12 protein-coding genes and 1 pseudogene are annotated in these 13,877 nt (G+C 65.3%); 2 read left to right on the top strand and 11 right to left on the bottom strand.

Annotation, left to right across the window (positions count from 1 at the left end; translation table 11 throughout):
- The 11 genes and pseudogenes from I6F37_RS31655 to I6F37_RS31605 form a co-directional block, all read right to left on the bottom strand.
- Positions 1 to 322 (bottom strand): annotated as a pseudogene (locus tag I6F37_RS31655) (OmpA family protein); the annotation flags it as partial.
- 184 nt (positions 323 to 506) lie between these two features.
- Entirely contained in the window at positions 507 to 749 is a 243-nt protein-coding gene (locus I6F37_RS31650) for a hypothetical protein (RefSeq protein WP_036002774.1), read from the bottom strand.
- Between the two features lie 83 nt (positions 750 to 832).
- A complete protein-coding gene (locus I6F37_RS31645) occupies positions 833 to 1,219 on the bottom strand; it encodes a VOC family protein (RefSeq protein ID WP_036002763.1) in 387 nt (128 codons plus the stop codon).
- A 24-nt stretch (positions 1,220 to 1,243) separates the two neighbouring features.
- Positions 1,244 to 2,068, bottom strand: coding sequence for an FkbM family methyltransferase (locus tag I6F37_RS31640; protein ID WP_225138504.1), 825 nt, complete (start codon positions 2,066 to 2,068; stop codon positions 1,244 to 1,246).
- Positions 2,069 to 2,232: 164 nt separating this feature from the next.
- On the bottom strand, positions 2,233 to 4,179 hold the full coding sequence (locus I6F37_RS31635) for an ABC transporter ATP-binding protein/permease (RefSeq protein WP_036002757.1): 1,947 nt from the start codon (positions 4,177 to 4,179) through the stop codon (positions 2,233 to 2,235).
- 54 nt (positions 4,180 to 4,233) lie between these two features.
- Positions 4,234 to 6,378: a hybrid sensor histidine kinase/response regulator gene (locus tag I6F37_RS31630; protein WP_225153684.1), complete on the bottom strand. Its 2,145-nt coding sequence runs from the start codon at positions 6,376 to 6,378 to the stop codon at positions 4,234 to 4,236.
- Between the two features lie 187 nt (positions 6,379 to 6,565).
- Entirely contained in the window at positions 6,566 to 7,348 is a 783-nt protein-coding gene (locus I6F37_RS31625; protein WP_036002750.1) for a succinate dehydrogenase iron-sulfur subunit, read from the bottom strand.
- Between the two features lie 42 nt (positions 7,349 to 7,390).
- Positions 7,391 to 9,226 carry a succinate dehydrogenase flavoprotein subunit gene (gene sdhA / locus I6F37_RS31620; protein WP_036002747.1) on the bottom strand — a complete coding sequence of 612 codons (1,836 nt, stop codon included), beginning with the start codon at positions 9,224 to 9,226 and terminating at the stop codon, positions 7,391 to 7,393.
- A 3-nt stretch (positions 9,227 to 9,229) separates the two neighbouring features.
- Positions 9,230 to 9,646: a succinate dehydrogenase, hydrophobic membrane anchor protein gene (sdhD, locus tag I6F37_RS31615; RefSeq protein ID WP_036002745.1), complete on the bottom strand. Its 417-nt coding sequence runs from the start codon at positions 9,644 to 9,646 to the stop codon at positions 9,230 to 9,232.
- Entirely contained in the window at positions 9,643 to 10,041 is a 399-nt protein-coding gene (gene sdhC, locus I6F37_RS31610) for a succinate dehydrogenase, cytochrome b556 subunit (protein ID WP_036024159.1), read from the bottom strand. Before sdhC ends, sdhD begins: the two co-directional genes overlap by 4 nt.
- Positions 10,042 to 10,549: 508 nt before the next feature.
- Entirely contained in the window at positions 10,550 to 12,079 is a 1,530-nt protein-coding gene (locus I6F37_RS31605; RefSeq protein WP_225153682.1) for a malonyl-CoA synthase, read from the bottom strand.
- Positions 12,080 to 12,165: 86 nt separating this feature from the next.
- On the opposite strand from I6F37_RS31605, the gene I6F37_RS31600 reads away from it, so the two are divergent.
- Both I6F37_RS31600 and I6F37_RS31595 read left to right on the top strand, forming a co-directional pair.
- A complete protein-coding gene (locus tag I6F37_RS31600) occupies positions 12,166 to 12,927 on the top strand; it encodes an SDR family oxidoreductase (RefSeq protein WP_225153680.1) in 762 nt (253 codons plus the stop codon).
- Between the two features lie 341 nt (positions 12,928 to 13,268).
- Entirely contained in the window at positions 13,269 to 13,823 is a 555-nt protein-coding gene (locus I6F37_RS31595; RefSeq protein ID WP_225153678.1) for a fasciclin domain-containing protein, read from the top strand.
- Positions 13,824 to 13,877 lie beyond the last annotated feature (54 nt).

The following is a 13,877-nucleotide window of genomic DNA, read 5'->3' as shown; positions in this document are numbered from 1 at the left end:
GTGCCGGGCGGGCCGCAGGGGGAGGCGGAGGCGGTGGCGGCGCTGCCGGGCGCGGCGGTGCTGCGGCCGGCGGAGGAGCTGCAGGCGGCTGGGGCGGTGCAGCCGCCGGCGGCGGAGCCGCGGGGCGTGCGGGTGCTGCAGGCGGCGCCGCGCCTGGCGGTCCCTTCGGCGGCTGCTTCGGTCTTCCGTCAGGGCCCGCGTCCTGCGGCTGGGCCTGAGCGACGACGAACGGCGCAGCGTCTTGCGCATGCGATGCGGTGTTGGCCAATTGCATCGCGGTCAGAGCCGTCGTCGCAAGCAGCACGAAACGAAGGTTGGTCATGTGGTGAACTTCCCCGGAAGGTTCTTTGTCGAAGTGTCGGGATGAACGGCTAAGCGTTAGGCCGCATTGTGGCGGGCGATGCAACTGCGACCCGATTTATTTCTGCACGCAAATCATCTCACTATGGCAACGTTCATTGCGCATTCAGACGCTGGTGGCAATCGCCTGACATTGCTTCGCTGCTTCACGCGTGATCGCGCGGCGGAATCGCATCCGTCGCAGGATTGGGCGTGAGCGGCCCGTTCGGTCCGCGCGATGGGATCTCCTCAGGCATGCGGCCCGGCAATTCGTCGGGCCGCGGCGGCGAGCCGGGCTCGCGCACCGGCGGCGTGATTTCGGGCTGCGGATTGCCGGGCGGGATTCCGGGCGGCGGCTCAGTCGGCGTACCGGGCGTCGACGGCGGAATCTCGGGCGGTTCAATCGGCATCGGCATCATCGGGATCGTTGTCCAGAGAACAACAACGAAGGTGCAGCACCGATGTTCCGCGTCACATCGCTTCGAAGACCGGATTATTCCGGCGTGTGGCAGACCGCTTCGATGTTGTGGCCGTCGGGGTCGAGCACGAAGGCGCCGTAATAGTTCGCGTGATAATGCGGGCGGATGCCGGGCGGGCCGTTGTCGCGGCCGCCGGCCGCCATCGCCGTCTTGTAGAACGCATCGACGGTGGCGCGGTCATTGGCGCGGATGGCGACATGCACCGGCTTGTTCATCGCGCCTTCGCCCCCGATCCAGAAATCGGGCTTGCCGTCGGCACCGAAGCCTGCAGCCGCAGCGTGTCCGGTCTGCTCGGCAGTGACCTCCATGATCAGGCTGTAGCCGAGCGGCGCCAGTGCCTTCGCATAGAACGCCTTGGCGCGCTCATAGTCGGAGACGGAGAATCCCAGATGATCGATCATCGCAACCTCCCTTGTTCGTACCCGTCAGCGGGACAAAAACGTATTGCTTCGTGTCTTGCGTGCGATCGTAAAGCCGCGCCCGACCATGTCGGCAATACAATCCTGCTGCCATTCGTTTTGTGACAGATGCTCGATCACCACCGCACGTGGCCAGAGCGATTGCGGCGCGTCGCGGAAGAAGCCGATCAGCACGCGGTCCTCAAAGCCCTCGACGTCGATCTTCAGCGAATCGACTTGGCCGACGCCGGCCTCCTCCAGAATGCGCACCAGGCGCAGCGACGGCACCTTGATGGCCTCGGCACTGGCCGTGCCGGTGACGACGTGGGTGGCGCCGAGATTGCCGCCGCCGCTCTCGATCATCAGCTCGCCGTCGCTGTCGCCGGCGGCGGCCTGCACCAGGCGCACCTGCGGCGTCTTCGATGCGGCGTGGTTGAACGAGAGCCGTCCGAAGGTCAGCGGATGCGGCTCGATCGCCACCACTTGTCCGGATGGCCCGACCTGCCGCGCCATCACCAGCGCAAAGGTGCCGACATTGGCGCCGACATCGACGAACGTGCCGCCCGCAGGGGTGTGCTGGCGCAGGAAGTCGAGCTCGTCGAGATTGTAGTCGGGATTGAACAGCGCGCCGCGCTCGGTCGCGCTGCCCTGGTGATGGAAGCGGAACGAGGCGCCCTGATATTGGACGTCGACCGGGCCGCTGCGCAGCAGGTTGACCAGCCGCGACATCCACGGCCGGAACGCGCCGCGCTTCAGTCCCGACCGTTGAGCGAGGCGGATGATCGCGGCCTGCGCCGCATTGGGCGCAAACGCACCGAACGGCGCGGGCGAAGGGGCATTGTCGGACGTCAAGCAGCAGATCCTCGTTGCAGGCGGCGCATGCATAACCGGTTTTGACGAGGACTCCAACTTCAGGTCCGTAGCCCGGATGGAGCGCAGCGAAATCCGGGATTCTTGCTGACGGATAGATCTTCCCGGATTGTGCTGCGCTCCATCCGGGCTACACGCCGCGAACCTCACGCCGCCTTCTTGCGCTGCCGCAAGAACCGCCCCAGCAGCCTGCGCCTGCCCTTGCGCGGAATCAGGTCGATATCGCTGACGAGCTTGGCGCCGCCCTTGCGCCGCTCCAGCACGATCTTGCGGCTGTGGAAAGCCTCCAGCTCGGCGCGATGCGCGACGCTGACGATGGTCGCCTTCGGCAGCGCCTCGGTGATCATCTGCATCATCTTGTCCTGGCTCTTCTCGTCGAGCGCCGAGGTCGCCTCATCGAGCACGACGATGTCGGGGTTGTGCAGGAGCAGCCGCGCAAAGGCGAGGCGCTGCTTCTCGCCGCCCGACAAGGTCTGGTCCCACGGTGCCTCCTCCTCGATCTTCTCCTTGAGATGATCGAGGCCGACCTTGTGCAGGGCTGCGCCGATCTCGTCCAAAGTCCAGTGGTCGGCCGCGCCGGGATAGGCGACCGCCCGCCGCAAGGAGCCGGAGGGCACATAGGGCCGCTGCGGCAGCATGAACAGCCGGCGATCGGCATGGAAATTCACGCTGCCGCCGCCCCACGGCCACAGCCCGGCGATGGCGCGCACCAGCGTGCTCTTGCCGGTGCCGGATTCGCCGGCGACCAGCAGCCGCTCGCCGGGCTCGATCACCACCTCGGTCTCGCCGACCACGGCGGTGCCGTCGTCGAGCGTGACCGAGAGATCCTTCAGCTCCAGCATGGCCTCGTTGCTGGTTTCGCCGCGCTTGATGCGGCCGAGGCCGTCGCCCTGCTCGGCGCGCTCGAGGCCGTCGAGTGACATCATCAGCGAGGCGATGCGGCGTGCACAGGCGTTCCAGTCGGCGAGCCGCGGATAATTGTCGACCAGCCAGCCGAACGCGCTCTGCACGATGGTGAAGGCGGATGCGGCCTGCATCACCTGGCCCAGCGTCATGCTGCCGTCGAGGAATTTTGGCGCGCAGAGCAGAAGCGGCACGACCGGCGCGACGAGGCTCGATCCTTGCGACACCAGCGTGGTGCGCATGTGCTGGCCGGCAAGGCGCGCCCATTGCCGCAGCACGCTCGTGAAGTTGCGATCGATGCCGTCGCGCTCCTCCTCCTCGCCGCCGAGCAGGGCGATGCTCTCGCCGTTCTCGCGCACGCGCGTCAGGGTGTAGCGGAACTCGGCTTCGGCCTGGTTCTTGCCCTCGGAGACCTGCACGAAGCGCCGGCCGATCACCACGATCGATCCGGATGCGATCGCGGCGTACAGCATCGCGGCGATCACGAGGAAGCCGGGAATGGTCACCGACGAACCGCCGAGCGTGACGGTAAGTGCCCCGCCGATGGTCCAGAGCACGACGATGAAGGTCGCGGCCGACAGCAGCGCCGAAGTCACGCCGGCGAGGAAGTCGACGGGGGAGTCGGTCGCAATCCGCAAATCCTCCGCGATCCGGTATTCGGGATTCTTGTGGTCGCCGCCGACAAGGTTGAGCTGATAGTAGCGCCCGTTCTTGAGCCACCGTGTCAGCACGCTCGCCGTCAGCCAGGCGCGCCAGCGTCGCTGGATGCCCATGCGCGCGAACACCTGCACGACTGCGAGCACGATGCTGCCGATCGCGAGCGGGAAGAACATTGCGGTGAGATGGAAGACGCTCGCCGCATCGCGCTTCTCGATGGCGTCGAAGATCGCGCGATTCCAGACATTGATGCCGTATTGGAAGCCGACGGTCAGCACGATCAGCAGGCCGAGACCAACCGAGAACGGCCAGGCGAGGCGGTCGCCGTTGCGGCCCCAGAAGCCGCGGGCGCTGATCCAGAACCGTGTCAGCAGATAATCCTTGCGGACCTGCTCAGCTGCCTCGGGTGACAATTGGGGGTCGGGTTCGACCAGTTCGGGCGGCGGCGGTGTCACTTCGTCGCCGTTCTCGCCCTGGATGTCGATGATGGGCGGCTTCTTGCCCTTTTCACGCGTCGCGGCCGGCTTGTACATGAGCGGACAACGCCAAGGGAACTCGGCCGGTTCCCACGAGAGTTCCGCGTGCCCCTATTCGGCGGCGCCGTTCCTGACGCGCCGGATCCGCGCCGCCCGATGCAGAACGCGCGACAATTCCTCGATCGTATAAGGCTTTTGCACGAGGTCGCAGCCGCCTGTACCCTCCTGCGACAGGGCCTGGCTGTAGCCGGTGGTCAGCACGACCGGCACGCCGAGGCTGCGCTCGCGGATCGCCTGCGCCAGATCGAGCCCGGTCATGCCGGGCATCACCACGTCCGAGAACACGACATCGAAGCGGTCGGTGTCCACGACGAGCTCGGCGAGCGCGTCGGCCGCGTTGTCGACCAACGTGATGCTGTAGCCGAGCTCGGTGAGCCCGTCGGCGGCGAAATTGGCCAGCTCGATATTGTCCTCGACCACCAGCACCGACATGCCGCTGCCGGCCACCGCCGGCGCCGTGTTGGGAGCCTGGCGCTGCGGCAGCAGGCCCGGCGGCACGCGCGGCAGATAGAGCGAGAAGGTGCTGCCGTGCCCCACCTCGCTCGTCACGGTCACCTCGCCGCCGGATTGTCGGGCGAAGCCGAACACCTGGGACAGACCGAGGCCGGTGCCGCGGCCGACCTGCTTGGTGGTGAAGAACGGCTCGAAGATGCGGCCGAGCCGCGCGGCGGGAATGCCGACGCCGGTGTCGCTGACGGTGACGCGGACGAAGCCGTGGTCTGGGCTGGCCGAAAGCTGCACCAGCGCGTCCGGAACGGTCGTCGTGGCCTCGACCCTGAAAACGATTCGCCCCTGGCCTTGCATGGCATCGCGCGCATTGGTCGCCATGTTGATCAGGGCCGTCTCGAACTGGCTGGCATCGGCATTGACGAGGCACGGTTCCGCCGGCAGTTGCATGACGATCTCGATCGCGGGGCCCAGTAGCGTGGCGAGCATGTCGTGCAGCGACTGCACCCGTGCGCCGACGTCGAACACCTCCGGCTTGAGGGTCTGGCGCCGCGCAAAGGCGAGCAATTGCGAAGTCAGCTTGGCCGCACGCGCCACCGAATCGGCAATGGCCGTGATGTAGCGTTGTCGCCGCTCCTCCGTCAGCTGCGGACGGTTCAAGAGATCGACCGAAGCACGGATCACCGTCAGGAGGTTGTTGAAGTCGTGCGCGACGCCGCCGGTGAGCTGGCCGAGCGCTTCCAGCCGCTGGCTGTGCTTGAGCGCCTCCTCGGCCTCGCGCCGCTTTGCAGCTTCGGCCTGAAGGTGCTGGGTACGCCGCAGAGCGAGCACCAGCAGCAGGAACAGCAGCGCGGTGGCGGGAATGCCGAACACCAGATGCTGGCCGATGGTGGCGAGCCAGCGTGCGCGGATCGCAGAGGTCTCCAATCCGGCGCTGACATAGATCGGATATTCGGCGACGCGCCGGTAGGCGATGCGCCGCTCGATACCGTCCGAGGGCCAAGCGACCGTGATGAGGCCGTGCACGGGCTGGGTCGCGATCTTCTGGCCCACCGGTCCGGTCGGATCGAGCCGAAGCTCGTGGTCGAGCCGGGGAAAATGCGCGAGCATTGCGCCGTCGGTGCGCCCCATCGCGAAGAAGTTGCCGGGATCGGTGCCGATCCTGGCATAGAAGCTTTCGAAATATTCCGGCAACACGGAGGCCTGGATCACGCCGATGAAGCGACCGTCGTCGGACTCGCGGCGGCGGCTGACGCCGAAGAATCGGGCGCCCTGATAGGGCGGTCGTGGCGTCAGCGCCGTGCCGATGAACGTGCCGATGCTCTGGTCCACATGGGAATAGAAGTAATCGCGGTCGGCAAAGCTCAGGTCCGGCGGCGGCGAGACGAGGCTGTTGACCAGCGCCTTTCCGTTCGCGTCGAAGATCCAGGCCGATTTGAGCTGCGGCAGCGAATCGGTCAGCCGCTTCAGCCGGCGATGCAGCGCCGGCTCGCGCTCGCGGATGATGCCGTCGGGCAGACCGCGCACGACCTCGTTGAGCTCGGCGAGGCTGCGGTCGATGGTCTCGAAGACCTTGAGCGCGTGCTCATGGGCGACATCGACCGTGCGCTCGATCTCGCGGTCGGCGGTATCGTTGGTCGATGTGTAGGAGATCGCGGCGGCGACGACGAACAGCCCAATCGGCAGCGCCAGGGATGCCGCCATCATCCACTGCAACAGCCTCAGCGAGTTGCGTTGCGCCCTCTGCACAGTCGCTCCGTCCCTGACGGGAGCTTAACTGAATCCCGCGCAAGGAAGGAAGCAGCTTGTGCTGGAACCGTTGGTTGCGAGCCGGAAATTTGCGCGTCGAGCGGGTCAGAGAAAAATTCTGCTCGAATTAACGGCAAATGCAGAACACCCCGGCCGGTTTAGCCGGAGCGGCAGGGGGGACTTCGCCTCAGATCTGGCGTTCGACCATCTTGAGCTTGAGCTCGGCGATGGCTTCGGCCGGGTTGAGGCCCTTCGGGCAGGCCTTGGCGCAGTTCATGATGGTGTGGCAGCGATAGAGCCGGAACGGGTCCTCGAGATTGTCGAGCCGCTCGCCGGTGGCCTCGTCGCGCGAATCCGAGACCCAGCGGTTGGCCTGGAGCAGCGCGGCGGGGCCGAGATAGCGCTCGCTGTTCCACCAATAGCTCGGGCAGGAGGTCGAGCAGCAGGCGCAGAGGATGCACTCGTAGAGGCCGTCGAGCTTCTCGCGGTCCTCGTGGCTCTGGCGCCATTCCTTCTGCGGCGTCGGCGAGGTCGTCTTCAGCCAGGGCTCGACCGAGGCGTATTGCGCGTAGAAATTGGTGAGGTCGGGGACGAGGTCCTTCACCACCGGCTGATGCGGCAGCGGGTTGATCTTCACCGCGCCGTCCTTCACGTCGTGCATGGACTTGGTGCAGGCCAGCGTGTTCTGGCCGTCGATGTTCATCGCGCAGGAGCCGCAGACGCCTTCACGGCAGGAGCGGCGGAAGGTCAGCGACGGGTCGATGTGGTTCTTGATCCAGATCAGGCCGTCCAGCACCATCGGGCCGCAATCATTGGTGTCGATGTAATAGGTATCGACGCTTGGATTCTTGCCGTCGTCCGGATTCCAGCGATAGACCTTGAACTCGCGGAGCTCGGTCGCGCCCGGGGGCTTCGGCCAGGTCTTGCCGCCAGTGATCTTGGAGTTCTTCGGAAGTGCGAATTCAACCATTCGATTAAGGCCTTCGCTGTTCGATCAATACACGCGCGACGTTTAGTAAACGCGAGCTTTGGGCGGGATGTACTGCACGTCGTTGGTCATGGTGTAGTTGTGAACCGGGCGATACTCGATCCTGACCTTGCCGGCATCGTCCAGCCAGGCCAGCGTGTGCTTCATCCAGTTCTTGTCGTCGCGCTCGGAGAAGTCCTCGCGGGCATGGGCGCCGCGGCTCTCGGTGCGGTTGGCGGCCGAGTTCATCGTCACCACCGCCTGCGAGATCAGATTGTCGAACTCCAGCGTCTCGACGAGGTCCGAATTCCACACCAGCGAGCGGTCGGAGACTGCGATGTCGGTAATGCCGCTGTGGACCTTCGCGATCAGGTTCTGGCCTTCGCTCAGCACTTCGCCGGTGCGGAACACCGCGCAATTGTTCTGCATCACGTGCTGCATGCCTTCGCGCAGCTTCGCGGTCGGCGTGCCGCCTGAGGCGTAGCGGTAATGGTCGAGGCGGCCGAGCGCCATCTCGGCCGAGTTCGTCGGCAGCTCGGGCTGCTTGGCATTGGGCGTGAGCTTTTCGGCGAGGCGCAACGCGGCGGCGCGGCCGAACACGACGAGGTCAATCAGCGAGTTGGAGCCGAGGCGGTTGGCGCCGTGCACGGAGACGCAGGCCGCTTCGCCGATCGCCATCAGGCCGGGGATCACCGCGTTGTCGTCGCCGTCCTTCTTGGTCAGCACCTCGCCGTGATAGTTCGTGGGGATGCCGCCCATGTTGTAATGCACGGTCGGCACGATCGGGATCGGCTCGCGCGTCACGTCGACATTGGCGAAGATCTTGGCCGATTCCGAGATGCCCGGCAGGCGTTCGGCGAGCACAGCGGGATCGAGATGGTCGAGATGCAGGAAGATGTGGTCCTTCTTCTTGCCGACGCCGCGTCCCTCGCGGATCTCGATGGTCATCGCGCGCGAGACCACGTCGCGCGAAGCGAGGTCCTTTGCCGACGGCGCATAGCGCTCCATGAAGCGCTCGCCTTCGGCGTTGACGAGATAGCCGCCTTCGCCGCGCGCACCCTCGGTGACGAGACAGCCCGAGCCGTAGATGCCGGTCGGATGGAACTGCACGAACTCCATGTCCTGCATCGGCAGGCCGGCGCGCAGCACCATGCCGCCGCCATCGCCGGTGCAGGTGTGCGCCGAGGTGCAGGAGGCATAGGCGCGGCCATAGCCGCCGGTCGCCAGGATCGTGGTCTGGGCGCGGAAACGGTGCAGCGTGCCGTCGTCGAGCTTGAGCGCGATGACGCCGCGGCAGGTGCCCTGGTCGTCCATGATCAGGTCGATGGCGAAGAACTCGATGAAGAACTCGGCCGCGTGGCGCAGCGACTGGCCGTACATCGTGTGCAGCATGGCGTGGCCGGTGCGGTCGGCGGCGGCGCAGGTGCGCTGCGCCTGGGCCTTGCCGAACTCGGTGGTCATGCCGCCGAACGGACGCTGGTAGATCTTGCCGTCCTCGGTGCGCGAGAACGGCACGCCCCAATGCTCGAGCTCGTAGACCGCGTCGGGCGCGTTGCGCACCATGTATTCGATCGCGTCCTGGTCCCCGAGCCAGTCCGACCCCTTCACGGTGTCGTACATGTGCCAGCGCCAGTCGTCCTTGTGCATGTTGCCGAGCGAAGCGGAGATGCCGCCCTGCGCCGCGACCGTGTGCGAACGGGTCGGAAACACCTTGGTGATGCAGGCGGTGCGGAGGCCGGCTTCGCTGCAGCCGACGACGGCGCGCAGGCCGGCACCGCCGGCGCCGACCACGACGACGTCATAGGTGTGGTCTTCGATCGGATAGGCTTTTCCGTTGGTGGCGGGAGCGCCGTTGCCCTTGCCATTGGTCTCAGCGGCCATGGGTTACACTCCGGAAGAGAGCTTCAGGATCGCGTAGGTCGAGGCGAGCGCCACGGCGACCGAGAAGAAATTGTTGAGCATGATCGCGGTGAGCTTGAGCTTCTCGTTATGGACGTAGTCCTCGATCACCACCTGCATGCCGATCTTCATGTGCCAGGCGCTGGCGAAGATGAAGAGCAGCAGGATCACCGCAACGGGAATGGAGCTCAGGGTCTGCGCCGCGTAGACCTGGTTGCGGCCGAGCAGCATCATGATGATGACCAGCGCCGGGATCATCAGCAGCGTCATGGCGACGCCGGTGATGCGCTGGCGCCAGAAATCGGACGTGCCGGAATGCGCGGCGCCGAGATTGCGGACGCGCCCGAGCGGGGTGCGCATCGAGGGACGCTTCGGAGAGCCGTGGGACTCGTCAAAGCTCATCGGCCGCCTCCGTTCGCATAAGCGATGATCCAGATCAGCACCGTCAGTGCGATGCCGCCGACCAGGGCGCCCCAGGTCAGCGCTTCGCGCTCATTGGCCTTGAAGCCGTAGCCGAGATCCCAGACGAAATGCCGGATGCCGCTAAGCATGTGGTGCATCAGGGCCCAGGTGTAGCCGAACACAATCAGCCGGCCGATGATGCTGCTGGAGAAAGCCTGGACATGGGCATAGGCGGCCGGGCCGGAGGCCGCGGCAACCAGCCACCAGACCAGCAGCAGGGTTCCGACGTAAAGGGCGATACCGGTGGCGCGATGGACGATGGACAGAGCCATCGTCAGCGTCCAGCGATAGGTTTGGATGTGCGGCGAAAGCGGTCGTTCGATCCGTGCGGTCATGGGCGGCTTTTGATGTTTGTTGCGGCCCAGCATGGGGCGCGCGGGGATCGCGAAAGGTGGGCTCTATTTACGGAGTCGATCTGGCCTGCGCAATCACCAAATCGCCATAAACCGAATTGTGGTTCAGCTCTATGGCCTTGATGAACCAAGGCCAATCAGGGTCTTGGTATACCAGCCTATCGGTCCGCCAACGAACATAGGAATCCAAATTCATCTCTTTGGCGCGAGCGTACGGCGCATTGAAATCGCTATTGGAACGCCTCTAAGCCGCCTTGGGCCCGTGCGGCCGCAACGTGCGAGGGGACGATGCCGAGGGTAAACCGTCCCGGCTGCGACCCACCGCGACTCCCGGCACGCGCACCGGTTCCCGCGCTCGGGCGGATATGCGCACCCTGCATTCCACCCCAGCCCGACCGTGCGACGTGTCAGGTGCTATCTGTTGGTCTCGGCAGCCGGCTTGCTTCGTCGCAAGAGCTCCTCGCAATGACCCCGACAGAGCGGAGCTCTCTCACTTCTTCGCGTAAATATCCTTGTACGTTTCGCGCAGCACGTTCTTCTGCACCTTGCCCATCGTATTGCGCGGTAGCTCGTCGACCACGAAGACCCGCTTCGGCATCTTGAATTTCGCGAGGCGCCCGTCGAGGCCCTTCAGCACGGCCGCTTCATCGATGCTCGCGCCGGGCTGGCGCACCAGCACCGCGGTGACGCACTCGCCGAAATCGGCGTGCGGCACGCCGATCACGGCCGACTCCACCACGCCAGGCATGGCATCGATCTCGCTCTCGATCTCCTTCGGGTAGACGTTGAAGCCGCCGGAGATCACGAGATCCTTGCCGCGTCCGAGGATGTGCACGTAACCCTTGGCGTCGATCTTGCCGAGATCGCCGGTGATGAAGAAGCCGTCGGGCCGGAATTCGGCCTTGGTCTTCTCCGGCATGCGCCAATAGCCCTTGAAGACGTTCGGCCCCTTCACCTCGATCATGCCGATTTCGTCGCGCGGCAGCTCTTTCGCTGTCTCGGGATCGGTCACGCGCACGGAGACGCCCGGCAGCGGAAAGCCGACCGCGCCGGGCACGCGCTCGCCGTCATACGGGTTCGACGTGTTCATGTTGGTCTCGGTCATGCCGTAGCGCTCGAGCACGGCATGGCCCGTGCGCGCCGACCATTCGCGATGGGTGTCGGCGAGCAGCGGCGCCGAACCCGAGATGAACAGACGCATGTGCTTCGTCGTCTCGTGCGACAGCGCAGGGTTCTGCAGCAGGCGGGTGTAGAAGGTCGGCACGCCCATCAGCACCGTGGCGCGCGCCATCAGCTTGATGATCAGGTCCGGATCGAGCTTCGGCAGGAAGATCATCGAGGCGCGGGCGAACAGCGTCACGTTGGTCGCCACGAACAGGCCGTGGGTGTGGTAGATCGGCAGCGCGTGGATCAGGACGTCCTTGTCGGTGAAGCGCCAATAGTCGACGAGCGAGAGCGAGTTAGACGCGAGATTGTCATGCGTCAGCATCGCGCCCTTGGAGCGGCCGGTGGTGCCCGAGGTGTAGAGGATCGCGGCAAGATCGTCGCTTTCACGCGGCACCGTCGTGAATTCGCGGCTCGCTTTGTCGGCGGCCTCCGTCAGCGAGCCCTTGCCGTCAGCCCCGAGCGTCTCGACCATCGCGCTCACTTTGCCTGCGATCGTCGCCAGCCCTTCCGCCTTGGCGGGATCGCAGACCACCAGCGACGGCTCGGCATCGCCGATGAAATAGTCGAGCTCGTTCAGCGTATAGGCCGTGTTCAGCGGCAGATAAACCGCGCCGGCGCGCACTGTGCCGAGATACAGCACGATATTGGCCACCGACTTCTCCACCTGCACCGCGACACGGTCGCCCGGCTTCACGCCGCGCGCGACCAGCACGTTCGCCATTTGGCCCGCGCGCGCGATCAGATCGCCATAGCTGATATGCGCGCCGTCATGCGTCTCGATCGCGAGCCGCTTCGGATCGGCGAGGCCATCGAACAGACGGGAAAACAAATTGGCGTTGGCAGCTTGGTTCATGCAACATTCCTCACCGGCATAGGCCGGTCAAAACCGAGGGCTGGATTAGCAAAAACCGCCCCGATCAAGCAACGGAGACAGTTTGCATGTCAAAAAGCGGGAAACGCGTGGCCTGGGTCACGGGCGGTGGCAGCGGGATCGGGGAGGCCGGCGCGGAGGCGTTAGCTGCCGACGGCTGGACGGTGGTGGTCTCGGGCCGGCGGCAGTCAGCCCTCGATGCCGTGGTGGCGAAGATCACGGCGGACGGTGGGGCGGCCGAGGCCATTGCGCTCGACGTCGCCAGCGCGGCCGCAGCCCAGAAGGCAGCCGACCAGATTGTCGCGAAGCACGGCCGCATCGACCTGCTCGTCAACAATGCCGGCATCAATGTCCCCAAGCGCAGCTGGAAGGACATGGAGCTGGAGGGCTGGGACAGACTGGTCCAGGTCAATCTCAACGGCGTGCTTTATTGCATGCGCGCCGTGCTGCCGACGATGCGCCAGCAGCAGGACGGTTCCATCATCAACGTCTCGTCCTGGGCCGGCCGTCACGTCTCGAAGATGCCGGGCCCGGCCTACACCACCACTAAGCACGCGGTGCTGGCGCTGACCCATTCCTTCAACATGGACGAATGCGTCAACGGCCTGCGCGCCTGCTGCCTGATGCCGGGCGAGGTGGCGACGCCGATCCTGAAGCTGCGACCGGTGGTGCCGAGCGAAGCCGAGCAGGCGAAGATGCTGCAGCCCGAAGATCTCGGCCGTACCATCGCCTTCATCGCGAGCATGCCGGCGCGGGTCTGCATCAACGAAGTGCTGATCAGCCCGACGCATAATCGCGGGTTCATTCAGACTCCGAACAACAGGGATTGAGGCGAGGACACTGCCTCAACGGGTACGCCGTCGCAGGGTGGGCAAAGGCGCGAAGCGCCGTGCCGACCGTCTCTCTCCGCATTTGCGTTTGGTGGGCACGCTTCGCTTTGCCCACCCTACTGCTTCGCTACGCTTGTCCGGGTGCTCTCGTTCGCACACGAACATCCCCGCAGTTAGTTTCACCCATCACAAAGAATTTTTCCTCGAAACCGCCCCGCAAACCCTCCCGTAGTTCGGTCCAACGACGGCACTGCTGCATCACCCTTAACTGTCGCAGGCGCCGTTGTTGCCCAACTCAACGCCGGCCATCGCCGGTCTCAATTCAATCGGGAGACTCTCTCATGTCGAAGCGCATTACCTATCTCGCTGCCGCCGCCTTCAGCGCCCTGGCCCTCACCGCGACCGTCGTCGCGCCCGCCAGTGCCGAGGAAAAGACCGTCATGGTCGGCGGCGCCGCGATGTACCCGTCCAAGAACATCGTCCAGAACGCGGTCAACTCCAAGGATCACACCACGCTGGTGGCGGCGGTGAAGGCAGCCGGCCTGGTGCCGACGCTCGAAGGCAAGGGCCCGTTCACGGTGTTCGCGCCGACCAACGCCGCCTTCGGCAAGCTGCCGGCCGGCACCGTCGACAGCCTGGTCAAGCCCGAGAACAAGGCAACGCTGACCAAGATTCTCACCTACCATGTCGTGCCCGGCAAGCTCGCGGCTTCCGACCTCACCGACGGCAAGAAGCTGAAGACCGCCGAAGGCGAGGAGCTGACGGTGAAGAAAATGGACGGCAAGGTCTGGATCGTCGACGCCAAGGGCGGCACCTCGATGGTGACGATCACCAACGTCAACCAGTCGAACGGCGTGATCCATGTGGTCGATACCGTGCTGATGCCGGCGACGTAACACCGCGCGATCCTGTTTCATCCCCGAACAGGACGTCCTCAGACCGCGAGCCGG

The sequence above is a fragment of the Bradyrhizobium sp. NBAIM08 genome (assembly GCF_020193935.1).
Classification (GTDB): Bacteria; Pseudomonadota; Alphaproteobacteria; order Rhizobiales; family Xanthobacteraceae; genus Bradyrhizobium; species Bradyrhizobium yuanmingense.
The sequence above is the reverse complement of the archived record's forward strand: the minus strand, read 5'-3'. Positions and strand labels throughout refer to the sequence as shown.

Coding starts and splice junctions, on each gene's coding strand:
- I6F37_RS31650 (WP_036002774.1), bottom strand. CDS start 749: ATGCCGATTGAACCGCCCGAGATTCCGCCGTCGACGCCCGGTACGCCG.
- I6F37_RS31645 (WP_036002763.1), bottom strand. CDS start 1,219: ATGATCGATCATCTGGGATTCTCCGTCTCCGACTATGAGCGCGCCAAG.
- I6F37_RS31635 (WP_036002757.1), bottom strand. CDS start 4,179: ATGTACAAGCCGGCCGCGACGCGTGAAAAGGGCAAGAAGCCGCCCATC.
- I6F37_RS31625 (WP_036002750.1), bottom strand. CDS start 7,348: ATGGTTGAATTCGCACTTCCGAAGAACTCCAAGATCACTGGCGGCAAG.
- sdhA (WP_036002747.1), bottom strand. CDS start 9,226: ATGGCCGCTGAGACCAATGGCAAGGGCAACGGCGCTCCCGCCACCAAC.
- sdhD (WP_036002745.1), bottom strand. CDS start 9,646: ATGAGCTTTGACGAGTCCCACGGCTCTCCGAAGCGTCCCTCGATGCGC.
- sdhC (WP_036024159.1), bottom strand. CDS start 10,041: ATGACCGCACGGATCGAACGACCGCTTTCGCCGCACATCCAAACCTAT.
- I6F37_RS31605 (WP_225153682.1), bottom strand. CDS start 12,079: ATGAACCAAGCTGCCAACGCCAATTTGTTTTCCCGTCTGTTCGATGGC.
- I6F37_RS31600 (WP_225153680.1), top strand. CDS start 12,166: ATGTCAAAAAGCGGGAAACGCGTGGCCTGGGTCACGGGCGGTGGCAGC.
- I6F37_RS31595 (WP_225153678.1), top strand. CDS start 13,269: ATGTCGAAGCGCATTACCTATCTCGCTGCCGCCGCCTTCAGCGCCCTG.